Origin of the sequence: Williamsia sp. D3, assembly GCF_000506245.1 — a bacterium.
Classification (GTDB): Bacteria; Actinomycetota; Actinomycetes; order Mycobacteriales; family Mycobacteriaceae; genus Williamsia; species Williamsia muralis.
In genome coordinates this window covers 36,076-61,237 of sequence record NZ_AYTE01000027.1, presented here as the reverse complement: position 1 = coordinate 61,237, position 25,162 = coordinate 36,076, and the positions used below count along the sequence as shown (strand labels likewise).

Genomic DNA, 25,162 nt, shown 5'->3' with positions numbered 1-25,162 from the left:
ATAGCCATCCGCGATTTCCTTCTTGGCTTTGTCGGGATGTGTGACCTCACCTGCGTCAGAGACGGCACAACCGTCGTGCAACGCACCGTCGACTTGCCCGAGGACGAATGTGCGGGAGTGCGCCAAATCGTGTGCGGCGTCTTTCGTCTCATCCGCGATCTGCTGCAGCACATTACGCACTTCGTTGGCGTGGTCTTGCTCTTCCTTGACCTTGTCTTGGGCGGCGAACCTGGTCTTACCTGACCACTGTGTGTTGGCGTACATGGCACGAACAACCGCGTCCACAGCCCCGTCGAGCACAGTTGCGTTGTCCTGGGCCGTGGTGCCGGCATCGGTCAGCTCGCCAGGATTCCAGCGGCGTAGCTGGGAGATTGTCGGACGCATCAGCGCGGCATCAACCTGGTGAAGGAATCGGCAGCGGTGCGGTCGTTCTCACTGGATGTCACCGTGAAGGTCCGCAAATTCTCACCAAGCGTCGTCAGTCTGCCGCCGATCGACTCGGTTGCGTTGGTCGCGGCAACACTGCACGCCACAACCGCAGCGAAGGTTCGTGATCCCCCGCCACTGGCACACGCCATGCCAGAGAAATCGAGGCCGTTTACAACGACGCCTTGTTGCTGCCACGTGCTTGCGGTCGCCATGACCTCCGCCGGACTGATACTGAACGTCTCGCTGACATCGTTCGGAGCCACCCCTACCCCCAGACTTATCCGCGCCGAGCGCGTTTACTTACGTTCGGTCTTCACGAAAAGCGGATGACCGAACGACTCCCCCGGTCGGAAATGGTACATACCGAAATGGCACCACGCACCGAACTGGCGGCGGTCAGCAACGTCACCACGTCCTTTCCGCGCGAGCAGGACGTCGTGTCACTACCGGTCCAATACGCGGAACTGACCACTCTGAGTCTTTTGCGACTTCGGCTGCGGCGGGGAAGCGCTCCGCAATCGCAGAATGCTGGCTACCGTCGATACACCGTCGTTCCTGCCGACCCCCGCGTGTTACTGATGAGCTTGGCGAAACATTGATTGGGTGCAAGGGCTTTGGAGTCGCACCAAGCGTTAGCACTCACCGGATCGGCGACGTTCGGTTGAGCGACCGTGATCCACCAGTCGCGGAGATCAAAGGTGCTCCAGTCGTTGGAATACACCAGCCGAACTTCCGGATACTGCGACCGCAACGCGAGGTGTTGGCGAAGAATCTCTTCTGGGGTCCACGCAACCATGGTCCGATCATCGATGTCCACAGCCATCAGGGGCGGTGTGCGGACTTGTTTTGCTGAAATCTGGGCGAGCCAGCGCTCAGCCAGATCTCGTTGCACCAGAGGGTAGTCCGCGTTGGCTTGGGCGCGCAGAGCATCCAGTGCATTTTGGGTCGGGTTCACGGTGGCACCTCCAGCAGACGCCTGCGAACCGGCCAATGGGCTACTCGTCGAAGACGTCGACGGCGACATCTCCTCGCCTTGCGGCACCGTGTCCGTACCTTGCGCCGAACACTCGATCGTCTGGCCGCTGCCGCCGACCGACGTATTTGATCCACCCCCGCCACTGAGCGATGACGGCAACCGCCAGAACGTGCCTGGCGGGAAAGCAAAGTCCCGGGCGACCGATCCGCCATCACGCGGCAGTGCCAACACTGAGGTCCCGCCGAGGTTGAATTGCGCGGAGGCGATGAGGCTGCTCTGGTCCCGGATGGTGACGCGGTAACCGGAGTTGGAGATGATGTCGCCTCCGGGACACGTCGCCGTGAACTTCAAACGCACCACCAAAGCGCCGTCGGTAGCCCTAAATGTCTCCGGCACCACCTTGGGAGCGCTGCCGCACTTCGTCACCGCCCCGCCTGAACTGTTCTTTGCCGTCCCTGGGGAGGCACCGGCGGAGTCGTAGAGCACCGCAGGTTCACCACTCCCGGTGAAACCAACCATGGCATCGGATCCATAGGCCACGAGATGGCCGCCGACGGCGAACAGCTTTGGATACTCCCCCAGATCACCAGCTTCGACCGTCCAGGCAACGCTCCCGGTCGCGAGGTCGTACGCACTCACGGTGCCGTACTCATCTACCGCCATCACCCGTTGGCCGTCGGTGACCAACTCAGTGGACGGGACACCACTGTCGATTCGCCACAGCAGCGCGCCGGTACGTGCATCAGCTGCCAGCAACCCACCACGCGGCCACGTGTTTGCCAACACCACGGACCCGACGACAGCTCTCACATCGGCGTGAAGACCGTCGGTGGGCGGAATGCCTTGAGGAAAGTCCCATGCGTGGCGACCGGTATCGGGGTTGATCACGTCACCGCCAGTGAAGGCCAGGTCAACCCCTGGTGCCGGCGCGTACAGGGTCGGCTGATCGACAAACCAACCTGCTTCGTACTGCAGCTCACCTGCCGCGTTGTACACCTTTGCTGAGCTGTCCGCTGCAACGACCAGGTCATCCACCAAATTGCCGTAAGTACTGGTCACGGGATTGAGCGATTCACCAGACACGTTGTACGCCAGCGTCCATCCCCCGGTGACGCTGCCATCTCGCCACATGATGATGTTGTCGGAGACAGCCAAACTGGTACGCGTTCCGCCGCTGATCGCCTCTTCGCGCTTCCAGTAGGCCTCAGGATTATCTAGTGTTCCCAGCGAGACCGTTGCGGTACTCCCGTCCGACTGGGCATACGCATACTTGTCGCCGAACTTCTCCATTCGGGTATATCCCGACTTTGGCAGCCACCGGTTCACTTGCCCTGTCTCGGCGGAGAGCAGCACGAGGCCACCCTCCGTGATGCAGGCCATCGTCTGATCATCGAACACGTCTGAGCAGCCGACTGCACCGAGCGTGTCTTGAACCCAGGCCACATCACCGGTGGCGGGGTCGACTGCGATGAGGCCACCTGAGATGCCTGTGATGGCATACTTATCCGACCGTAAATAGCCGGTGTTCTCCTCGCCGCCGACCGGGTAGTTGGGTCGACGGAACGTGCCAGAAGCGTTGACATCATCACCGGCGATCTGGAAGGTCCGGCTGGGCGCATCAGGGTATGCGGACTGCAAAGCGTTGTCTGGCAGACTCTTCGCTACTGGCTCCTTACCGTCGTCTCGGGTGGCGAGCACAACCGTCACGGTCGCGACCGCCAGAACCACGACCACCGCTGCTGCCACCAGACCCCACATGATGCTGCGCCCGATGCGACGTGGCGGCACGTGCTCGGGAGGGGGTCCGTAGGGCGGATACGGCGCGGCGCCGGTCGCGAACGCGCCACCTTGCGAACCGCCGCCCACCCAGGGAGGCACCGATTCAGCGTGTTGTTCTTGCCTGGCATACGGCGTCGCAGCAGAAAGTCCATAGGTCGACGCCGAGGGCGGGGCCGGTGTCGGCTGCTGTGGTGCAGCCGGCTCGGTAGGTGGTTCCGCTGACAAACTTGCGGGTGGAACTGCTACGTCACCACGAATCTGCTCAGCCGCATGACCGGGTTCTGCTACCGGCGGTGCGGGCTGAGGGTCCACAGGCGAGTGAGGTGTGGGCGTGTAAATCGGCGGCTGCCCGGGCGCTGCCGGACACGTCTCAGACGGCCCAGGCACTTCAGGCTGTCGCGGAACAGCCCCCGTGATGGTGGACGCCGCGATCTGCAGATGTCCAAGGGTGGTTCGCGCATCTGCCCTGGGGTCCATACCTGTTGCTACGCAACAAATGTAGGCGACCGCGAGGAGCAGGAGTGGGGTCCCGAAGACCCAGCCGAATGGCAGAAAAAAGCAGATGACTGCGGCTACTGCCATCATGCCGCCTACCAGGATGGGTCCGAACCGGCGTGGGGGAACTGGTCCTCCACCGCCGAACGTGTGTGCGCTCATCATTTCACCTAACAGACGCTGGCAATATGTGTTGTAGCCGAGTCGAATTCGGATTCAGAGATGGTTTCGCCAAGGTCGCCGATCTCGTCTGCGTCGTCTTCTACCCCGTCGTCGTCGTAGGAACTCGCACGGTCCTCGAGCTCTGAGATCTCCTCACCGAGATTTTGCTTGTCCATGAAGTCGACGACACTGTCGCTGGCTTCATATGAGAACCCGCCTTTTGCCTTTGAGTAAGCTGAGCAGAGTTCGGGTGTGGAGGTCGGCGAGAAAATGCCCATGGCGGAACAGCTTCCGACCACCAGCGCCATTGCGAACAACCCGACTGCGATAGCCGGTATCGCCGGCAAGCGTCGCACGGCGGATGCTGCCGCCACTGGTCCGACAACGGGCAGAATCGGCGCACCAGCACCTGGTTGCAGTGGGGGTGTCGACGACGGCTGCTCTCGTGTCGCAGGATCGGGCGGTGGGGTTTCTGTATTGATTGTGATCGGATCGGTGGTCACGTAAAGCATGGAGTCGAGGGCACGCAGCGCGCCGAAGACGTCCTGCAGTAGATCTCGGTGGATGTCCATGTCGTCGGACGGATCGTCATCCCAGCGCAGGTAGTGCAGTTCGCCGCATGTTCCGGGCCAGCCCGCGGTGAACTCGATGTCCAACTCGTATGGCGTCGCGACATGGTTGCCCACGCCGATGCGAATCCTCTGCGGCTGGCGATCGAGGTAGTACGGGGCAATTCGTCCGTTGCCTGGTTCCGCGGTCACCCGCGGCAGTTGGGCCAGCCTCTCGCGGACCTGGTCAGGCGTGGCCGCGAGCTGAAAGCGCTGCGGTGTCTGAAAGGTACGCAACGCTTCCGAGTTCATTGCGAATCCGAAGAGCTTCTCGAATGGCCAGATGATGGCCCGCAGAAGCATATTGGTGGCGCCATCCACCGTCTTCTCCCACAACCAGACTCCGACGACGGCAGCGATGATGAAGAGAACAACGAGCGCCCATTCCACGGCAGTCCCCTTTGCCTACACCTGCGATGTATACCGACCTAAGCCAATAGTCAGGGGGAATCGATCGGTGTGTGCCACTTCGGGGGCAATTTGGTTCGAACATATGAATGCCATTACCGGTCCGAGTGGCAATTCTCGACGAGCGACCAAAGCAAACCGAGTACTAATTGCAACGGAGAGCGCTACCCCGCTCACAGAGCCAGGCAGCGCTCGGCGTGCGGACCGAGTATCAACGAAAACGTGAGCGACGCCGCTAAACGGTGGTCAGTCAAACAGATCTGGCAACCCGTCCGACACCCGCAACGGAAACTCGGGAGCCCGCTTCTCCAAGAACGAGTTCACACCTTCACGCACATCATCTGACGTCCCGCGAATGAAAATTGCCTTCGACTCCGCGTGGTGCGCAACCTCGGGGCTGTCAGCACCGAGCATTTTCCACATCAACTGCCGGGTGAGCGCCACCGACACGGGTGCGGTCCCCGCGGTCAGTTCGGTCGCGACCTCGATTGCGCGGTCGAGGACCTGATCGGCGGGGACCACCTCGCGCACGAGCCCCCGTTCGAGCGCCTCGGCCACCGGCACCATCTTGCCCCCCATCGCCCACTCCAGCGCCGTGGAGATACCGACGATGCGGGGCAGGAACCAGTTCGAGCAGGCTTCGGGCACCAAGCCGCGGCGCACGAACACAAAGCCGAATTTGGCTGTCTCCGAGGCGATTCGGATGTCGGCGGGCAAACTCATCGTCACACCGACACCGGCGGCCGGGCCATTGATTGCTGCGACCACCGGCTTGGTGGACCGGTAGATGCGCAGGCTCACCCGTCCACCCTCATCCGGCGGGGCTTCGCCGGTACCGCCGTCGTCGAGAACAAAGGTGTCGCCACCGCCGCCGAGGTCGGCGCCAGCACAAAATGCTCGGCCCCGCCCGGTGATCACCACGGCACGGATCGAGTCGTCGGCATCGCACTCGTCGAGCACCTCGATCATCCGACGGTGCATCTCGCTGGTGAAGGCATTGAGCCGGTCGGGTCGGTTCAGCCAGATGATCCCCATGCTGCCCCTGCGCTCCAGCTCGACCACGGATTCCGACTTCGTATCCGACACAACAACTCCTCTGATCGCCTCAACACACCACTTGCGAATCAGACAAGCAGAGTCAGCACGCGATGGCGGATCGACCCGCCGTAACGGTCAGTCGAGAACGGTCGCCAAATCGGCGAGCGTCTCGGCTGCGGAGTACTTGGGCTCCCAGCCGAGCACGTCACGCGCCTTGGAGGTGTCCATCACCACCGACGTCTTCAGAATGTTCACCCACTCGGCGTCCGAGGGCTTCACCGGAAGGCGATTGACCACCTCGGCGACCACATTGATCGACGACGACGGAACCTTGACCGGCTGGGCACCGAGGACCCTTCCGATGTCCGAGAGCGAGACGGTTCCGGAACCGGCGATGTTGTAGGCACCGGCAGGCGCATCGGTGGTCGCGCACAAGGCGATGGCACGGGCGACGTCGTCGTGGTGGACCAGTTGCACGGGCACCCCGGTGTCCGGGAACGGCACCTTTGCAAAAGGGATCGAGCCGGCCACTTTACGTACGGGTTCGGGAATGTAGTTCCACGGCATCGCGTCTGCCAGGGCTGTCGCCTTGGGCCCGGCGACGATGCACGGGCGGAGCATGAAGAGCTCGATCGTCGCGTCTTTGGTGATCTCCGCGATGACCTTTTCGACCTCGGCCTTCTGCTCGGAGTAGTAGTGCTCACTCGAACCTCGGGTGGGCACGTCCTCGGTCAGCGGCACAGGGTTGTCGGAGTGATATCCGTAGGCCGCGACCGACGATGTGTACACGATGCGCTTGGGGCGTTCGGCCGCAATGGTCGCCTCGAACACGTTGCGGGTGCCCGCAAGATTGATGCGTTGTCCCTCGGTTCGCGATCCGAGCACGAGGAACGCGAGATGGACAACCACGTCGGCATCGCTGACCAGGGAGTCGACCGCGTCGCGATCGAGGATGTCACCCTGGCGGTACTCGGTTTTGGTCCAGCCGTGCGACGACGGGTCGAACTCGCGCCGCGCCATCCCGAGTATTCGATCAACCCCCGGATCGGCCTCGAGGGCCGTGACTGCCGAAATCCCGATTTCCCCTGTCGGCCCTGTGACCGCAACTGTGAGTCCCATGACCGGGGAGGTACCCCGGCGCCACCTGGAATATGCGTGAGTGTCCACAGATGCAGAACTCACTCGTGCAGGCGGGACACCTGCTGTGTCGCAACATCGCGAACCACAAGTGCAGTACTAAACTCCACCAGCGCTGCCGGGTCGCCGAGATCGGCCCCGGCCAGATGTTCGATCCGGCGGACACGCTGCTTGAGTGTGTTCGGGTGGACGTGCAGTTCGCCGGCGGCCTGAGCCCGATTCATTTTGCGACGCAGCAACACTCGTAGGGTCGAGACCAGCTCGGTGCCGTGGGCTTGGTCATAGCGCAGCAACGCACCCAGAGTGCGGTCGGCAAAGGCAAGCAATTGGTCGGCGTCGTCCAGCTGCAGCAACAGGCCGCTGATCCCCAGGGCGGGCAACGTCACCACACCACCGACGCGACCGGCATGCACCGCAATGTCCAGCGCACCGCGAGCCGCGCGGTAGCCCTGCTGGTGGGTTCGATGCCCTGCACCGGACACCGCTACCGTCGCCTCGGCGCTCCCCGCGACACGCGCCACCGCCCGGTGGACGGCGGCAGCCGCCTCGGCGAGCGAATCACCCTGCCCATCAGAGTGATTCGCACTGCTCACAACATCAGAGTCCGGCATGGGCCACAGCACCACGATCATTCCCCGGTACATCGCCGCCAGCGGGCGCGGTTGATGTGAGCGCGCCACATCGGCCACCGCCGTCAACGCTCGGCGGTAGATCCGCGTTCGTTGCGCGTCGTCGTCCACGGCGATCGACGCCACGATGGCCACGTGTGTCCGGGTGAGGTCATGGCCGAGTCTGGCGGCCCGAGCGGTAACCTGTGCCGGCACACTCGTCCCGGCTGCCAGCACATCGGCGAGCAACTCGCCGCGCAGCCGGTGTTCCACCTCGATGCCGGTCCGGAACCGGAACATCTCGAGGGAGATGACCAACGACGCGTGCTCGATCGCCCGCTCCCCCGTGGGGTCCAGGGGTCCCGGAATACCGGGAAACCAGATACGCGCCACCACCTCACCTGCGAGCAGGACGGTCGACACCCAGCAGTGTCGCCCCGCCCCATCGTCGGAACGGACCTGTATCGGCTTCGCGGACTGGGTGTCGTCAACGGGGGTCGCTGCCCGGCGTTGGGCATCGGGAAGTCCAGAGACCTCACCGGCTGTTGCCAAGACATTGCCCTGCGCATCCTCCACCAACACGGGCCTGGCGATCAAACCCGTGAGAACCTGTGCAACACCGTCGATTCCACCAGATCGCAGCGTCACCGCGAACAACTGCTCATGAATCTGCTCGGAGCGGGTGAGCAGGTCACGTTGCGCGCGCAACGACTCGTTGAGGTTGCGCAGTTCGTCGAGACGACGGGCCGAAGTAACGGCGATGGCAGCGTGGTTGGCGAGTAGCCCGAGCCGCTCCACCTCCGCGGTGGTGAAGGTGTGGATGGGCTGGTAGTAGCCGTTCAGAGTGCCGATCACCTCGTCCTGAGCGATGAGCGGGACAGCGACTATCGCGCGGTACCCCTGCTCGCGCGCAGGCCACCCCCAGGGAGTGAAGCCGGGCTCGGCCATGATGTCTCGGATGTACACGGGCTCTCCGGTGTGAAAAGCCCGCGCCGACGGCGCGGTGCTGTCGAGACCGATGGGATGGTCGGCGTTGACCCGGTTGACGTACTCCTCCGACAACCCCGACCACCCGGTGATCGCGAGTTCGGTCACCGCATCGTTGGGAGTGAGCACCCCGCAGAAGTCGAAGCCCAACAACGCGCGAGCACTCGAGGCCACCAACCCCAGCACTTCCTGCAGGTCAGCCGCCGACGTCGCCGCTGAACTCAGCTGCCGCAGTCCGCGCAGCCACATCACCAACTCGGTGGACGGTTTGCCGGGTGCGCGGGTCACCACTCCAGACTGCCACTACCTGCTGTGTCCTGAGGGGACATACCCGCAAACTAATGGTGTCGGTAGCGACATTGATCCAGATCACACTCGACGGACAGACTCAGTTCAGATCACCGACCAACCCGCCACAAGGCGCAACCAACCGGTGATTGGACGACCAGTCGAGACAAAGGATCAGGGATGACGGACACAGCCACCACCTCACCCGCCGGTGCGGCGTCGGCGCCCACCGGGGAAACGGCCACACGCGAGATCATCAACCCGGCCACCGGCCAGGTGATCGAGATCCTGCCGGAGCAAGGTGCCGCCGAGGTCGATGCCGCGGTCCGCTCGGCGCTGGCGGCGTTCGAGTCGGGTCCGTGGGCCACGATGGTGCGCAGCGAACGTGCCCGGTTGCTGCTGCGATGCGCCGACGCGATCGAGGCGGCGTCCGAGGATCTCTTCCGGCTCGAGACCGTGAACAACGGCCGTCCGGTCACCGAGACCCGCGCCCAGCTGTCGCGGGTACCGGAGTGGTTCCGCTACAACGCCGGTCTGCTCAGCGCCCAGCGCAATGCCGTGTTGCCCAGCGACGGCCCCTATCTCACCTACCAGGAACGGACCCCGCTCGGCGTGTGCGGCATCATCACCCCGTTCAACCATCCCATGCTGATCCTGGCGCGCAGCCTGTCCGCGGCACTGGCCAACGGGAACACAGTGGTGGTCAAGCCCTCTGAACTCACACCGCTGACCACGTTGGCCCTGGTCCGGATCCTCGCCGACGCCGGCGTGCCGGACGGGGTGGTCACCGTGGTCACCGGCGGCCGCGAAGCGGGCATCCGGCTCACCAACCACCCCGACGTCGCCAAGATCACCCTCACCGGTGGGACCGAGGCCGGCCGCGCCGCCGCGATGGCCACAGCCTCCCGATTCGCCCGTGTGACAGCAGAATTGGGCGGCAAGACTCCTGTTCTGGTGTTCGATGACGTCGACCCGGTGGTCGCGGCGGAAGGGGCGGCATTCTCCGCGTTCGTCGCTGCAGGCCAATCCTGTGTCGCGGGCTCACGCTTCCTCGTCCAGCGCGGTATCTACGACGCCTTCGTCGCCGCGCTGAGCGCCCGCGCCTCGGCCATCCGCATCGGCGACCCCGCCGACCCGTCAACGCAGATGGGTCCACTCATCAGTGAGGTACAACGCGGCAAGGTCACCGCACTGATCGCCACCGGAATCGACGAGGGCGCCCGCGTGGCGGCCGGCGGATCGGTCCCCGACCTCACCGCCGACCTACAACACGGCTACTTCCTGCAGCCCACCGTCCTGGCCGACGCCACGATGGAGATGACTGTGGCACAACAAGAGATCTTCGGACCTGTCGCGGCGGTGATCCCCTTCGATGACGAAGCCGAAGCAATCTCGATGGCCAACAACAACCGTTACGGCCTCGGCGCCGGGGTCTGGACCCGAGACATTGCTCGCGGACACCGGGTGGCAAGCCGAATCGTCGCCGGAATGGTGTGGGTGAACGACCACCACCGACTCGAACCGTCGCTCCCCTGGGGTGGCGTGAAGGAATCGGGCACCGGCAAGGATGCGGGCACCGAATCGTTTGACGACTTCTCCTGGATCAAAACGGTTGTCGTGCGCACCGCCGACGACCATGTCGACTGGTACGGCGACACCGAGCAACAGCGCCTCAACTAGTCGAACGGCCGGCCCGGGACGGATCGAAGTGTCTCGGCGCCAACACTTCTCCTGTTGCACGTGGGTGCCGCAGCGCTGAACGCTGTCCACCCGAACCCGAAAGGAGCGTCGATGTCGACGCCACACACCACCCCTGGCCCGGTCCGCCCGAGCTGGCGCACCGAGATCAGCCGAATGCAATGGCTCGTGCTCGTCGGAACCACACTGGGATGGGGACTCGACGGCTTCGCCGGCAGTCTGTACGTCCTGGTCCTGGGGCCGGCGATGCGAGAACTGCTTCCGCACAGCGACATAACCGCCGATTCGAGCGCCATCGGCTTCTACGGCGGCTTGACCGTCGCGCTGTTCCTGGTCGGATGGGCGCTCGGTGCCATCTTGTTCGGCATACTTGCCGACTACTTCGGCCGCACGCGGGTGCTCTCGCTCGGCATCCTCACCTACGCGGTGTTCACCGCCGCGGCCGCCTTCGCCGACACCTGGTGGCAACTGGGCATACTTCGGTTCATCGCGGGCCTGGGCTCCGGTGTCGAGGCACCGGTCGGCGCAGCACTCATCGCCGAGACCTGGCGTAACCGACACAGGGCTCGCGCCGGCGGCGTGATGATGTCCGGTTACGCCGGCGGCTTCTTCATCGCCTCTGCGGTCTACGCGCTCTGGGGCAGCCTGGGCTGGCGGTTCATGATGGGACTGGCCGTCATTCCCGCGCTGTTGGTCTGGTTCATCCGCCGCTACGTTCCCGAACCCCCCGAGATCGAGGCCAGCATCCGGGCACGCAAAGACCGGAAGGCGCGCGGCCAAGCCACCGAAGAAGACAGCTTTGTCCTCCGCCGACTGTTCGCACCTCCGCTTCTTCGACCCACGCTGGTGTGCACCGCGCTGGCCACCGGATCATTGATCGCCTTCTGGAGCGTGTCCACGTGGTACCCCCAGATCATCCGGAACATGACCGAGGACAGTGCGCTTCCCGATTCGCTTGCCGACCACCGAGTCGCCATCGCCTCGATGCTCTTCAACGCCGGCGGCATCATCGGCTACGCGTCGTGGGGTTTTCTCGCCGACGCACTGGGCCGCCGCAAGACGTTCGCGTTGAGTTTCATCGTCTCGGCCGCAGCGATCGTCTACGTGTTCCCCTTCGGTCACAGCTACACCGAATACGTTGTCGCGATGCCGATCCTGGGCTTCGGCCTCTTCGGCGCCCTGTCCGGAACGTTCATCTACGGCCCCGAGCTGTTCCCGCCCAGCGTCCGCGCCACTGCCCTGGCACTGAGTAACAGCGTCGGCCGCCTCGTCACGGCCTCGGGACCCCTCATCGCAGGAGTCATCGCCACCTCCTGGTTCAGCGGCAACCTGGGACTGGCAACCGCGACCATCGCCGCCGTCGGACTCATCGCGGTCATCGGTTTGCTCTTCGCCCCCGAGACCCGTGGCACGGCAATGCCCACCGATTCTTCGGCCACCACCGAACCACCCCACACCGATCCACCCCGGCCGGCCCTGACCCGAGAGGACAGCCACTCATGAGTACCTACAACAACGCCACCGCCATCGTCATCGGAGGTTCTATCGGTGGCCTCACCACCGCCCTGCTCCTGCGCGACCTCGGCTTCAGCGTCGACGTCTACGAGCGCACCGCATCGGCTCTCGACGGACGCGGCAGCGGAATCGTGTTGCAACCCGACACCATGCGCTGGTTCACCGAACGGAGCAACCAGCAACCCACCGCGTTGAGTACGTCCACGTCCAAGGTCCAGTACCTCGGCGACGGCAACGAGGTGATCTACAGCGAGGACCGCACGTGGACCTACACCTCGTGGGGCACGTTCTACCGGGCGCTGCTCGCCGACTTCGGCGCTGACCACTACCACCTCGGCGAATTGGCCTGCGGCTTCGACCAATCCGACACCAGTGTCACGGTTCGCTTCGTCAGCGGGCGAGTCGAGACCGCTGACCTGGTGGTCTTCGCCGACGGCATCACCTCGTTGGCCCGAGAGCGCTTCGATCCCGAGTCCTCACTGCACTATTCGGGCTACGTAGGCTGGCGGGGCACCGTTCCGCTGGCGTCGCTGTCGGGACCCACCCAAGACCTGATGCACGACGCAATCAGCTACTGCGTGATCCCCAATTCACACATCACCCTCTACCCGATCCCCGGTGAGGAGGGCGTCGAGCGGCAGCACCGGTTGATGAACTACGTCTGGTACCGCAACGTCGCACCCGGACCCGAACTGAGTGAAATGCTCGTCGACAAGCGAGGTTTCAGCGGATCGGTCTCCATCCATCCCGGCCAGGTCCAAGACCGCTACGTCGCCGAGATGCGCGATACAGCTGCCCGAATGCTGGCACCGGCCGCGGCCGAGGTGGTCACCTCCACCGAACAGCCGTACCTGCAGGTGGTGTCGGACGCCCGTTCGGCACGGATGGCACAGGGCCGCGTGGCCCTGGTCGGCGACGCCGCGTGCAGCGCCAGGCCACACGCCGCGGCGGGCACTGCCAAAGCTGCTGCCGACGCCTGGGCACTGGCCGCTGCACTCGAAGCCGCCGACGGCGACATCGCAACAGCACTGCGCAAGTGGGAACCCGGTCAGCTCGAGCTCAGCGAATCACTACTGCGACGAGTCGTCGACATGGGCGAGCGGTCACAGTTCCACAACAGCTGGGTCCCCGGCGACCCCGACCTCCGGTTCGGTCTCTACGGACCCGGCCGCTGACCGCAAACGATCACCTCGTAACACCTATCGAAGGAGCAAAGACCATGACCGAGAACAGCTTTCTGAACGATCTGCCGCTGGCCGGCGACCTCGTCGCCACAGACTTCCAGGGATGGCCCGAGTGGCTCAAGGCCGAGTTCGCCGAGAACGCCCATGACGGCAACGTGGGCTCACGGCTTCTCAGCGAGAACGACCGCGTGCGGGTCTGGGAGATCCGGCTCGCGCCGGGCGAACGCTGGCACGCGCACCGGCATGTGCTGGACTACTTCTGGACCGCGATCAATGCCGGTCGAAGCCGTCAACACACCCACGACGGCACCGTGCGCGAAGTCTCCTACTCAGCCGGCGAAACCCGCCACTTCCGCTTCGGGGAGGGCGAGTTCCTGCTGCACGATATCGAGAACATCGGCGACACCGACCTGGTCTTCTCCACCGTCGAACACCTCGACAGTGCAAACGCGCCGTTGCCTCTCGCTCCCGCCGACGGAAGCATCTGAGGACATGATCACCGAACCCATCGCCGCCGGCGTGATCGACGTACACGCCCACTGGCTGCCCCGAGAATTGTTCGGACTGCCGCCGGGCTCCCCGTTCGGAGCCATGCACGACAGGGAAGGGCAGCTGTTTCTCGGCCAGACCCCCCTTTCGATCGACGCCTCCGCGATGAGCGACGTACCGGCGATCCTAGACGACATGGCGCGCAACAACATCGGGGTACGAGTGTTGTCCGCACCTCCGTTCGCCTTCCCCATGCAGGCGGACGGCACCGAGACCTACGTGGACGACTTCAACAACGCACTGGCTGACGTCGTCGCCGGATCCGGTGGCGCACTAGTTGGCTTGGGCATGGTGACGATCGGAGACCCCGACACCGCCATCGCACAGATGAAGAAGCTCGTATCGGTCCCCGGCATCGCCGGTGTTGCCATCCCACCGCTGCTGGGACCCGACTCCTTGGACCGGGGCCCCCTCCGCCACGTGCTGTCCACCGCAGCGCAACTGCAGCTCGCAGTCCTCGTGCATCCGATGCAGCTCCCCCGCCCCGAGTGGTCGGACCACTACCTGGCCAACCTCATCGGCAACCCCGTCGAGACCGCGACGGCTGTCGCGTCGCTCATCCTCGGAGGCGTCAAGGACGAATTACCTGTCTGCGAATCTGTTTCGTGCACGGTGGTGGTTGCTCGGCGGACCTGCTCGGCCGGTGGACCCACGGCTGGCGGAACCGGCCTGATGTTCGCAGAGGTTCTGCCCGACCGCCCACCGAGGCGTTTGCGGAACTCTACTTCGACACCGTCACCCACGATGCCGGTGCACTGCGCCTGCTGATGAAACACGCTGCCGACGACCACATCGTCTGCGGCAGTGACTATCCCTTCGACATGGCCGAGTCCGACCCTGTCGGATTCGCCGCCGCGCACGGACCCGGGTCGGCGTCGCTGACCTCGGCCGCCCGGTCATTCCTCGGCCTGTAGAAAGAGCAAACCCATGAGCCATCTCTTCGAGCCCCTGACGCTCCGAGACGTCACCTTCGCCCATCGGGCGTGGATGTCGCCGATGATGCAGTTCGCGGCCGTACCCGACGGGCCCGACACAGGCAGCGTCACCGATTGGCATCTGCAACACCTCGGGGCCCGCGCGGTCGGCGGGGCGGCTCTGGTGATGACCGAGGCCACCGCCATCACCCCCAACGGTCGCAGCAGCGACTACGACCTCGGATTGTGGAACGACCGTCAACGAGACGCGTTCCGTCGGCTCACCGGTTTCCTCGCGGCGCAGGGCACCGTGCCCGGCATCCAACTGGTGCACGCCGGCCGCAAAGGGTCCACCGGCCGTCCGTGGCCCGATCAGGAACGTATCGAAAATCATTGGCCCACAGTCGGTGCCAGCGATGTGCCGTTCGGTCGCCTGCCGGCAGCCCGCGAATTGGGCGTGGACGAGATCAGTGGAATCATCGACGACTTCGCGGCGGCCGCGCGTCGGGCGGCAGACGCGGGATTCCGCGTGCTCGAGCTACACGGGGCCCACGGTTACCTCATCCATCAGTTCCTCTCTCCGCACTCGAACACTCGTACCGATCACTATGGCGGATCATTCGACAACCGCATCCGGTTTGCACTCGAGGTGGTCGCCGCAGTCCGCGGACCTTGGCCGACCGAGTACCCGTTGTTCGTCCGCGTATCGGCCACCGACTGGCTCGCCGGGGACACCGACGACCACCGGGAGGGGTGGACGACCGACGAAACCGTCAAACTGGCCCTCGAGCTCAAAGAGCTCGGCGTCGATCTCATCGATGTGTCGACCGGCGGCACCGTTCCCGACGCCGCCATCCCGGTGGCCCCGGGATACCAGGTGCCGTTCGCATCCCGGGTCCGGAAAGAGGCCGACGTGCCGACGGCGGCGGTCGGGATGATCACCGACGCCGAGCAGGCCGAAGGAATCATCGCCGACGGGCAGGCCGACGCCGTGTTCTTGGCCAGGGAGCTGCTCCGCAACCCCTCGTGGTTCCGGCAGGCCGCCGACCGGCTCGGCGCGCCGTTGGCCCACCCACCGCAGTACGCGCGGGCGTTTCGGCGCTGATCAGCTACCGAGTACCGCCTCGAGCTTCTCGCCCATCAGGTCCGCAAACTTGTGTGTTGCCTTCATCGGACGCAACATCACGGTGAATTCGTCGATCTGGTGGTCGGGGTTCTCGTGAATGAAGTCGCACCCGTGGATGTCGAGGCCGTCGACCTTGGCCGTGAACACCAGACCGGTGTAGCCGTCGAGCGGCGAGTCCAACTCGCGGACGTATTCGAAGTCCTCGAACGTCTCGAAAGCTGTTCGCAGAATGGCCGCCACCGTGTCGCGTCCTTCGTAGGGATGGAACGCCACCGGGCTGTGGAAGGTGACTGATTCTGCAAGTAATGACTCGATGTCGTCGATGTTGTTCGCCTCGACCGCAGCACGGAGTGCATGCATACCGGAACCTCCTCGTCGCCGTGCACCCACGCTAACGGCAGCGGCTTGTGGGCGCGGACGGTTTCGGCAAACGCCGAAGCGGCGCCGTCGTGTCACCCTTGATCGTTCACAGCAGCAGCTTCTTTTGCACCTTGCCCATGGCGTTGCGGGGTAGTGATTCAAGAACCCGCACCTCGCGCGGGCGTTTGTGAATCGACAGTTCGGTGGCCACCAGATCGATCAGGTCTTGTTCCACGATGTCGTCCCCCACCACGCAGGCGACGATCCGCTGACCGAGGTCATCGTCCGGAACGCCGATCACCGCGGCCTCACGCACGCTCGGATGCCCCAGCAACACGGTCTCGATCTCACCGGCACCCACCCGGTAGCCGCCGGTCTTGATGAGGTCGGTGGATGATCGACCGACGATCCGGTGCATGCCGTCGCGGTCGATCACCGCGACATCGCCGGTGGCGAACCAGCCGTCGTCGAGCCACGACTCAGCGGTCGCATCGGGCCGGTTGAGATAACCGGTTGCCACCATCGGTCCCCGGAGTTGCAGTGCGCCAATGCTTTCCCCGTCATGCGGGACGTCCGCGCCCTGATCGTCGCGCAGCCGCGTCTCGACGCCGGCCACCGGAGTGCCCACCCAGCCCGGTCGTCGCTCGCCGTCGGCACGAGTACTCACGGTGATCAGTGTCTCGGTCATGCCGTAGCGCTCGACGATCTCGTGACCGGTGAGGTCCCTGATGGTAGTGAACACCGGAACGGGAAGCGGGGCACTCCCGGACACCAGGAGCCGGGCCGCGGCGAGCGAGCGCGCCGAATCCTCGTCCGCGGCGATACGCGCCCACACCGTCGGGACCCCGAAATACATCGATCCGCGCGCCGACGCGTACGCCTCGGGCGTCGGCTTCACGGTGTGCACCACCGATCCCCCCACGCGGAGCGGACCGAGAACACCCAGCACCAGGCCGTGCACGTGAAAGAGCGGAAGACCATGGACCAGAACGTCATCGGCGGTCCAGGCCCAGGCGTCGGCAAGAGCGTCGAGACCGGCGGCGATGGCACGGCGGGTCACCGGCACGCCTTTCGGCAGGCCGGTGGTGCCCGACGTGTAGATGATCAGCGCCGTGGAGTCCGGGTGTGGCTCTGGATGGCTGTGCCACGACCGCGCGTACATCCGCACCGGAACCACCGGCAGACCCGGTTCGGCGGGCGCGGCCCCCAGCCACGCCTGCGCGCCGGAGTCGGCGAGGATGTGCTCGCGCTCGGCCGTGCCTGAGTCGGGCGGCACCGGGACCACAGCGACACCCGCGATGAGCGCACCGACGATCGCGACCACCGTCTGGGCGGTGGGTTCGGCGAGTACTGCGATGCGCCGGGCACCACGGATTCGCTCGGCGACCGACGTCGCGGCACCGACGAGGTCGCTGCGGGACAACACCATATCCCCCACGGTCACCACCGCAGGTTTGTCGGCGCCATTGGCGAGAGCAGACTGATTCAGCGTCGGGAAGAGAACCACGGGTTTCACCTTGTCACATCGCTGTGCCCGCCCCGGTGCTCAGCCGCCGCCCAGCTTCGACTCCGGGCGGAACAACTCGGGCACCGAACCGGCTGCCACCGACTGCGCCAGGGTCTCACCCAACACGGGCGCGTGTTTGAAGAGGTTGTGACCGGCCAGGAGAAAGATGTGATCGGCCTGCCAGATGGCAACGCCGTCATCACCCCAGGGCAAGGTGGTGATCCAGCAACTGAGGGGCTGCAACGGCTTCGGGTCGAGACCCGGGAGCGCCCTCGCCACATAGGCTGCGGCGCGGTCGATCAGCTCTGCCAAGGCATCCGGATCAGCCACGCCACCGGGCTCGATCGTTTCCACTTCACGGGCGATGCCCAGTCCGAACGCCGACCGATCAGGGTGCGCCGCCGCGTAGATACCAGCCTCCTCGAACACTCCGCTGCCGTCTTGCAGATTCGGTAGCGCCCCAAGGGTGTCGTCACGCACCCGGAACGACGCCCGGGCGTGCGCCTTCACCGTCACCGGCAGCGACAGTCCGATGCCGGCTGCCAACTGAACCGTGCCGCGGCCCGCGCACACCACCACGTCACTGTGGACACTCGCGTTCGAGCCGGCCCGTACTTCAACCCCTGCATCACCCAGCGGACGCACCGCCAGAACGTGGTCTGTGACAACCGGTGTGGCCAAGCTGTTCGCCAGTGCACCGATGGCGGCCTGGGTGCGGATGGCGCCCGCACGCTCGTCGAACACGGCGGGGCCGTCGTACGGCGCCAGAATTGGCATCAGCGAACGCAATTCGTCCCCGGACAGGTGCCGTACCGGGATGCCCGGACGTGACCGGAGTGCGTCGACCCGTCCGGCCGCGACCTCTCCGAGCGCGATCGACCCATCTGCCGAGATCAGCTCGGTGTCGAATTCATCAGACCACTGATCCCACAGCACCCGCGCCTCGATCGCAAGATCCACCATGCGCGGATCGTCATGCGCGTGCCGGAAAAGTCGTGATGCGCCAACCGATTGGCCACCACCCATGGGACCGCTGTCGTACACGGTGACGGACAGACCGCTGCGCTGGAGTGCGTACGCGGTGGACAGGCCCACAATGCCCGCTCCGATGACAGCTACGTCTGAGGTCGAATGCACCTCGCCCACGATAGTGCCGAAGGTCCGGAGAAGTCAGCGTGCGGGCGACGCCGCCGCGAGTTCGATCAGGGAGTCGAGACCCGCCAGATCTGTGCCACCGCCTCGCTCCGATGCCGTACCCAGCAGCGCCTGCAATCTGGTGTTCAGGGGAGCGTCCACGCCGTGCAATCGGGCCAGCAGTGCGATCTCGCCGTTGAGGTGGCCCACTTCGTGCGAACCTGCTCCCCGCGCAAAACTCTGCCAGGTGGACTGCTGTCCCGCGACCACGTCGATGTCGGGGTCGAAGCTGGTCTGTTCGGGGTTGATGACCAGGTCGCGGGTGGCTCCGTACTCGATTCCGGCCGCGGTGAGCACCCGTCGCGCCTCCGCCTCGAGCGCTGCCCCGATTTTGACCCGATCGGACTGGTCACCGGCCAGCACTTCGAGGCCGTTCTTCACGCTGTGGAGGATCTTGGTTGCCTTGATCTTGGTGATGTCAGCGGTCTCCGAGACATCGATGTTCACCGTCCGCAGATCTGCGGCGAACTCGCGAACGGCGTCCGCACCGATGTCGGTGGAGCGATACGGCTGACCCAGGTGCACGCCGCCCAGGCTGGGTTTGCCGCCCACTCTCACTTCGCCGACCTCGGTGTAGCGCGCGGCGATCAGGACCGTTGCACCAATGATGTGCGCAAACCATCGGGCCACGGCTCGCTCGGCGTCGAGGCCGTTCTGCAAGGTCACGACCGGCAGCGTCTCCGCAGCGAATCCGACCACGTCACCGGCCGCCGAGTGAACGGGCTTCCACGCCAGGGTTTCCGCGACGTCGCCCACGTGCTGGGTCTTGACGGCCAGAACCAGCACATCACCGGTGCGCAACTGCAGCTCTTCGATCGCGACGGTCTCGAGTGGAACGCTTCGGGTGCCCGCAGAGGTGCGGAAGGTCAGCGGTTTGTTGCGCAGATGGTCGAGGTTCGTGCCTCGGGCCACCACCACAACATCGGTGCGGTCACTCAGGGCGGCAGCGAAGCTGGCTCCGACTGCCCCGGCTCCGACGATCACGTATCTCGACATGAGCTGAAGCTACCGCCGCCCCCGCACAACCGACAGGTGACAAGCGCTTTCGGATCAATCCGGTTCCATGTGGCCGACCGATCAGACATTGCGATCATCCGGAATTGGTGATCACACCGCTCGAGTGGACATGATGAAGCGTGACCTCCTTTGCCCTGTGGGAACAATCGCTCACCGGTACCGTCCGCACCGGCGCGCAGATCCCTGACGAGTACCGCATCGACCGTTCGGGATTCAACCCGGTCGGCGCGCCAGAAGTACTAGTGCAGGCAAAGACCGTCGACGATGTTCAATACGCGGTGACCTACGCGTCGGACACCGATTTGTCGGTGGTGATCCGGGGCGCTGGAACAGGTTTGGCCGGCGGCGCCAGTGCCGGGTCAGGCTCTCTTGTCCTCGACGTGAGTGGCCTGAACCGCATCACCGACATCGCGCCCGCCGACGAACTCGCAGTGGTGGAACCGGGTGTCATCACGGCCGCGTTGGACACCGAAGCGGGCCGGTACGGATTGCGTTACGCGCCCGACCCGGCCAGCGCCTCGATCTCCACCATTGGTGGCAACATCGCCACCAACGCAGGTGGTCTCCGATGCGTCAAGTACGGCGTGACCGGCGATTCGGTCCTGGGTCTGAGCGTTGTGCTGGCCGATGGTCGATTGATCCACACTGGCCGTCGCACTGCCAAGGGTGTTGCAGGCCTCGACCTCACCAGTTTGTTCACCGGCTCGGAAGGAACCCTCGGGGTGATCGTGTCGGCGACGGTACGCCTGCAGCCGAAGCCCACCGCCACGGTCACCATCGCTGCGTACTTCGACGATGTCGAGCAGGCGGCCGCGGCGACCACCGCAGTTCTGGCCGCGCGCGTTCGTCCGTCGATCATGGAACTGCTCGACGAGGCGTCGCTGCGGCAGAGCCGGGATTTTCTCGGTCTTCCCTCGGATGCCGCGGGTGCTTTTGTGGTCGCGCAGACCGACGGGTTCGGAGCTCACACCGAGGCGCGGATCGTGCAAGAAGTGTTCGGCCAGTTCAGCTCTCGAGTCAGCGTAGGCGACGACCCGCAGGTCTCCGACGAGTTGCTGGCGATTCGCCGAGCAGCGTTACCTGCGCTGGAACGCCACGGCCGAGCGCTCATCGAAGACATCGCGGTACCCCGCACCCGCATTGCCGACGCGATTCGGGCGGTCTCCGAGATCGCCACCCGCCACCGCACCGCCATCTACACGTTCGGGCACGCCGGCGACGGTAACCTGCACCCCATCATCGTCGTAGACGCGATGACCCGGATGCGTATGACCGCGCCGTCGCCGCCGCCGACGAGATCTTCGGGACCGCACTGGCTTTGGGCGGAACCATCACCGGCGAACACGGCGTCGGCGTACTCAAACGACGATGGCTCGAACGCGAGCTGGGGCCTGACGGTGTCGAACTGCAACGGACCATCCGCCGGGCACTCGACCCGACGGGGCTGTTCAACCCCGGCAAAACGGTCTGATCCGGAGTCCATCGCAGACCTCGAGTGGGCCGTCAGACGCGACGAACGGGCCGTTGGTCGCGTCGAGTGGGCCGTAGGCCGCGTCGAGTGGGCCGTAGGCCGCGTCGAGTGGGCCCCAGGTTCGGAGACCTTCGCATTCTCATGCGATGTCAGACTCCAGCGGTACGCTGAGGGGTTGGAAGCAAGCTGAACGTCGAATGTGATTGTCACGCAACATATTTCTTTGTTCGAACAGTTGTGCGAATGGACTTTCGGACCTATGCTCAAGTCATGGATATCGGGGGAATCCGCACAGCGTTGACTGTGCTTGCGCAGGGGTCGCCACCTGAGGCTGATGGGGAGTTGGCTGAGCAGGTGGTGGCATTGTTTGGGGTGCGTCATCTGGTCGATCATGTGTTGTCGGTGTGGGCGGGGGCTTTGGATTGTCGGGGTGTTGCCAAGGGGTTGGGCGAGTCGTCTACTGCAGCATTGTTGATGACAGGTGGTCTGGCGCCGGGATGTTCACACCGGATGGTGCGGATCGGGCGCGGGTTGACGGCATTGCCGCGGGTAGCTGCTCATGCCGGCGACGGTGACTTTTCCGGGGAGCAAGTCGATGCAATCGTGCGGGGTGTCGCCCATGTTGAACGGGCGGTTCCGGGTTTACCGGGCGCGGCGCGGGAGGCGTGTATCAACGGGCTGCTAGGGCAGGCGTGGTCGGGGGCGACACCATCGCAGATCTCCAAACGCGCGCGGGGCGATGCGTTCGCGCTCGCGTGCGAAGCCGGGGTGGTGCCGGGAGCGGAAAACGCTGCACTGAACCAGGTGTCGATCGGCAAGGAATCAGATGGTCGGGTGCGTGGCCGGTTCGATGTTGATGCGGTGTTCGGGGAGAAACTGTTGACCGGGTTGGATCCGTTGACCCGGCCGGTACCAGCCGAGGATGGGACGCCGGATCCGCGGTCGGCAGAGCAGAGGATGGCCGAGGGTTTGGAGCGGTTGATCGATGCGTATCTGCAGGGCGAAGATCGCCCGACGGTGGGTGGGGTGCGTCCGCATGTGACGATGACTGTCGATGCGCGCGAGTTGGCCGGTGAAGGCCCGCATCCGCCGGGCCTTCATGGGTCGGTGGATGAGTACACCGCCTTTCTGAACGAGAAGGGTTATTCGAGTCCGTTCCGGTTGCAGTGGATGGGACCGATCAGTGGTGAAGCTGCCCGCATGCTGGCCTGTGATGCCACGTTGACGTCGATGATTCTCAACGGCGAACGCGTACCGCTTGATGTCGGACGTGAGCACCGCACTGTAACGCCAGCGATTCGTAAAGCGTTGTTGGCCCGGGACTGTGGTTGCGCTTTCCCTGGATGCGGGCGCCCAGCGGGATGGACAGACGCTCATCACATCGAACACTGGTCCAAGGGCGGCAAGACCAGCCTGGACAATACAGTCCTGTTGTGTCGCCATCACCACCGAATGGTCCACCACCAGGGATGGGACGTGAATATCGGTGACGACGGCCATCCGTGGTTCACACCACCTGAACACATTGACCGACAACGGCTACCGCGATCCTCGCACCGACGAACGGCGGCAGGTCTTTCGACCGCAGCCTAGAACACAATCTCGGCTATAGACCGCAGGACACTCGACCGTCAGACCAGCACCTTGACAACTCCACAGTGTGAAATGCCTTCAGGTCAGGCCGGACCGGTTGCCACCGGGTTGGCGGCGTCAGAACTCCACTGCGACCACGAGCCGGGGAACAGTGCAGCGTCGACGCCGATGATTTTCAGCGCGACCAGGTCGACGGCCGCTGTGACTCCTGAGCCGCAGTAGACCCCGACCGGCTCGGAACCGTCGGCACCGGCCGAGGCGAACAGCTCACGCAATTCATCTGCGTCACGGAAGGTTCCGTCTTCACCGAGGGTCGCGGTACTCGGTGCGTTCCCCGCGCCGGGGATGTGTCCGGCGACCGGATCGACGGGCTCGACCTCTCCGCGGAAACGTTCGGGTGCGCGGGCATCAACCAGAACACCCGAATCGGTGAACGTGGCGACTTCCTCGGCGGTCAGCGTGGCCAGGGCACCGCTGTAGAGATCGGTATGCGCCAGGTTGACGTCGCCGGCGGCCGGTGACTCAGCACCCTTCGCCAGCGCCTCGCCGGCAGCCACCCACGCACTCAGGCCGCCGTCGAGGATGCGAGCGCCGGTGACGCCGGCGGCAGTGAGAACCCACCAGGCGCGGGCAGACCCGGCACGGTTCCAATCGTCGTAGATCACCACGGGCACACAGTCGTTCAGGCCCCACCGACGAGCCGCCGCCTGCATAGAGTCACCACTGGGCAGGGGATGGCGGCCACGGCCGGTGACCGAATGGTCGGACAGCTCCGTCTCGAGGTCGACGTACACCGCGCCGGGGATGTGCCCGGTCTCGTAGTCGTCGCGGCCGTCCGGACGGTCGAGCCGCCAACGCACGTCGAGCACTGTCACCGGAGCGTCACCGGCAATCAGCGACGCCAATTCGGCTGTGGTGATCAGGACTTCGTCGCGCGAGGTCATCAGGCAACTCCTTGTAGGTGTGTTCCGGCGTCGCCGGCCTTGTCGGCAACCGTCCGGTAGTGCGCGGAGACCGCTTCGACGGCAGCCTGCTCCACATCGGTGTCGATGCCGCGCCGGGCGACGAGCCGGACATCGATGTCGCCCATGTCCGGCAACTCTTCAACCTCCACCAGGCCGTCGGGAACCGGGCCCGAAAACGGTAGCAGGGCGATTCCGAGACCGGCACGCGCAGCAGCGAGAACCCCGTCGAGATTCCCGGACTCGGCACTGACCGTAACCGCGTAACCGAGGTCGTCTAGCTGAGCGAGCGCGCGGCGCCGCAGTCCGCACGGTTCCTCGAAGGCCACCAACGGAATCGAGCCGTCGACCTCGGTGATGTCCCATCCTGTCGCCGCCACCCACCGGAGCGCGAGCGCTCCGACCTCTGTGCCGATCGGCTCGGCGTTGCCGCCTAGCACCACGGCGAGATCGATCGCACCCTTGGTAACCGATTCGGCCAGCGAGGTGGACCGCTCGATGCGGAACTGCAACCAGACGTCCGGGTACGCGCCACGTAGCGCAGTCAGCAGTTCAGGCAGCAGACCATCCGCGGCATGTTCGGTGGAACCGATGGTGAGCTTGTCCGGTACAGCCATCGAGAACCGTTGCAGCACCTCGTCTTGCGCCGCAAGCAACTTTCGGGCCTCCAGGACCAGGCGCTCCCCGGCTGCGGTGAACCGGGACCCGCGGCCGTCCTTGACCACCAGGGACTGCTTCAGTCGCTTCTCGAGCAGGCGGACGTGCTGGCTCACCGTCGGCTGACTCAGATGGAGAGAATCTGCCGCGCGTCGAAAACCCCCTGTTTCGGCTATCGCGACAAGGGTGCGCAAATGCACCAAGTCCAACGGATCCGCCATCACACACTCACCTGTTCCCGCAAAGTCCTGGCCTGAGATATCTGGGTATGGACTACAGAATCCTCTATCGGCGCCGACGATGCACAGTTTGATTCGCAGCGCGTAAAACCCTGGCGCAACGGCCGGACTAAGGGCTATCTGATGGCATCGGCGAATGCTCTGACCTGCACAGATGAGATCAGTACAACCAATTGATTCCGATCGGCAATACGAATCGGAATTGGTGATCTCAACCCTGGTTCAGGGGCCCAAACGCCCCTAGCATCCATTTCCGAACCA

The 25,162-nt window shown here is 64.8% G+C and carries 19 protein-coding genes and 2 pseudogenes; 9 read left to right on the top strand and 12 right to left on the bottom strand.

The window, feature by feature from the left end:
- Positions 1-383: 383 nt before the first annotated feature.
- From W823_RS47135 to W823_RS47110, 6 genes are all read right to left on the bottom strand, one after another.
- Positions 384-641, bottom strand: coding sequence for a hypothetical protein (locus W823_RS47135; RefSeq protein ID WP_152538099.1), 258 nt, complete (start codon positions 639-641; stop codon positions 384-386).
- Positions 642-961: 320 nt separating this feature from the next.
- Positions 962-3,283 (bottom strand): PQQ-binding-like beta-propeller repeat protein, encoded by a 2,322-nt coding sequence (locus W823_RS47130; RefSeq protein ID WP_161634026.1) that lies wholly within the window; start codon positions 3,281-3,283, stop codon positions 962-964.
- 566 nt (positions 3,284-3,849) lie between these two features.
- Positions 3,850-4,839 carry a hypothetical protein gene (locus W823_RS47125; protein WP_023959877.1) on the bottom strand — a complete coding sequence of 330 codons (990 nt, stop codon included), beginning with the start codon at positions 4,837-4,839 and terminating at the stop codon, positions 3,850-3,852.
- Positions 4,840-5,103: 264 nt separating this feature from the next.
- Complete coding sequence (locus W823_RS47120) at positions 5,104-5,943, bottom strand: enoyl-CoA hydratase-related protein (RefSeq protein WP_023959875.1); 840 nt, start codon at positions 5,941-5,943, stop codon at positions 5,104-5,106.
- An 87-nt stretch (positions 5,944-6,030) separates the two neighbouring features.
- Complete coding sequence (locus tag W823_RS47115) at positions 6,031-7,014, bottom strand: NAD-dependent epimerase/dehydratase family protein (RefSeq protein WP_023959873.1); 984 nt, start codon at positions 7,012-7,014, stop codon at positions 6,031-6,033.
- Positions 7,015-7,073: 59 nt separating this feature from the next.
- The gene (locus W823_RS47110) at positions 7,074-8,915 is read right to left on the bottom strand and encodes a GAF domain-containing protein (RefSeq protein ID WP_031332659.1); all 1,842 of its coding nucleotides are present in this window, start codon (positions 8,913-8,915) and stop codon (positions 7,074-7,076) included.
- A 180-nt stretch (positions 8,916-9,095) separates the two neighbouring features.
- On the opposite strand from W823_RS47110, the gene W823_RS47105 reads away from it, so the two are divergent.
- The 7 genes and pseudogenes from W823_RS47105 (at position 9,096) to W823_RS47080 (ending at position 15,880) form a co-directional block, all read left to right on the top strand.
- Positions 9,096-10,595, top strand: coding sequence for an aldehyde dehydrogenase (locus tag W823_RS47105; RefSeq protein WP_023959869.1), 1,500 nt, complete (start codon positions 9,096-9,098; stop codon positions 10,593-10,595).
- 111 nt (positions 10,596-10,706) lie between these two features.
- A complete protein-coding gene (locus tag W823_RS47100; RefSeq protein WP_081729827.1) occupies positions 10,707-12,116 on the top strand; it encodes an MFS transporter in 1,410 nt (469 codons plus the stop codon).
- Positions 12,113-13,303, top strand: coding sequence for an FAD-dependent monooxygenase (locus W823_RS47095; RefSeq protein WP_023959865.1), 1,191 nt, complete (start codon positions 12,113-12,115; stop codon positions 13,301-13,303). Before W823_RS47100 ends, W823_RS47095 begins: the two co-directional genes overlap by 4 nt.
- A 44-nt stretch (positions 13,304-13,347) precedes the next feature.
- Entirely contained in the window at positions 13,348-13,800 is a 453-nt protein-coding gene (locus W823_RS47090; RefSeq protein WP_023959863.1) for a hypothetical protein, read from the top strand.
- Between the two features lie 4 nt (positions 13,801-13,804).
- Positions 13,805-14,389 (top strand): annotated as a pseudogene (locus W823_RS59330) (amidohydrolase family protein); the annotation flags it as partial.
- Positions 14,350-14,775, top strand: coding sequence for an amidohydrolase family protein (locus W823_RS59325; protein WP_369792638.1), 426 nt, complete (start codon positions 14,350-14,352; stop codon positions 14,773-14,775). The pseudogene W823_RS59330 and the gene W823_RS59325, both read left to right, overlap by 40 nt.
- A 13-nt stretch (positions 14,776-14,788) precedes the next feature.
- The gene (locus tag W823_RS47080) at positions 14,789-15,880 is read left to right on the top strand and encodes an NADH:flavin oxidoreductase/NADH oxidase (protein WP_023959861.1); all 1,092 of its coding nucleotides are present in this window, start codon (positions 14,789-14,791) and stop codon (positions 15,878-15,880) included.
- Here W823_RS47080 and W823_RS47075 read toward each other — a convergent pair whose 3' ends face one another.
- From W823_RS47075 to W823_RS47060, 4 genes are all read right to left on the bottom strand, one after another.
- Positions 15,881-16,261, bottom strand: coding sequence for a nuclear transport factor 2 family protein (locus tag W823_RS47075; protein WP_023959858.1), 381 nt, complete (start codon positions 16,259-16,261; stop codon positions 15,881-15,883). It lies immediately after the preceding gene.
- 106 nt (positions 16,262-16,367) lie between these two features.
- Complete coding sequence (locus W823_RS47070; RefSeq protein ID WP_023959857.1) at positions 16,368-17,768, bottom strand: acyl-CoA synthetase; 1,401 nt, start codon at positions 17,766-17,768, stop codon at positions 16,368-16,370.
- Positions 17,769-17,807: 39 nt separating this feature from the next.
- Positions 17,808-18,905 (bottom strand): FAD-binding oxidoreductase, encoded by a 1,098-nt coding sequence (locus tag W823_RS47065; protein ID WP_031332656.1) that lies wholly within the window; start codon positions 18,903-18,905, stop codon positions 17,808-17,810.
- Positions 18,906-18,938: 33 nt separating this feature from the next.
- Positions 18,939-19,958 carry a ketopantoate reductase family protein gene (locus W823_RS47060; RefSeq protein ID WP_023959853.1) on the bottom strand — a complete coding sequence of 340 codons (1,020 nt, stop codon included), beginning with the start codon at positions 19,956-19,958 and terminating at the stop codon, positions 18,939-18,941.
- Positions 19,959-20,098: 140 nt separating this feature from the next.
- On the opposite strand from W823_RS47060, the pseudogene W823_RS47055 reads away from it, so the two are divergent.
- Positions 20,099-21,450, top strand: a pseudogene (locus tag W823_RS47055) (FAD-binding oxidoreductase).
- A 270-nt stretch (positions 21,451-21,720) separates the two neighbouring features.
- Positions 21,721-23,043: an HNH endonuclease signature motif containing protein gene (locus W823_RS47050; RefSeq protein WP_081729826.1), complete on the top strand. Its 1,323-nt coding sequence runs from the start codon at positions 21,721-21,723 to the stop codon at positions 23,041-23,043.
- A gap of 83 nt (positions 23,044-23,126) precedes the next feature.
- Here the strand turns inward: W823_RS47050 and W823_RS47045 are convergent, their stop codons facing one another.
- Positions 23,127-23,987: a sulfurtransferase gene (locus W823_RS47045; protein WP_023959849.1), complete on the bottom strand. Its 861-nt coding sequence runs from the start codon at positions 23,985-23,987 to the stop codon at positions 23,127-23,129.
- Positions 23,987-24,883 (bottom strand): LysR family transcriptional regulator, encoded by an 897-nt coding sequence (locus W823_RS47040; RefSeq protein ID WP_023959847.1) that lies wholly within the window; start codon positions 24,881-24,883, stop codon positions 23,987-23,989. Before W823_RS47040 ends, W823_RS47045 begins: the two co-directional genes overlap by 1 nt.
- Positions 24,884-25,162: the final 279 nt, after the last annotated feature.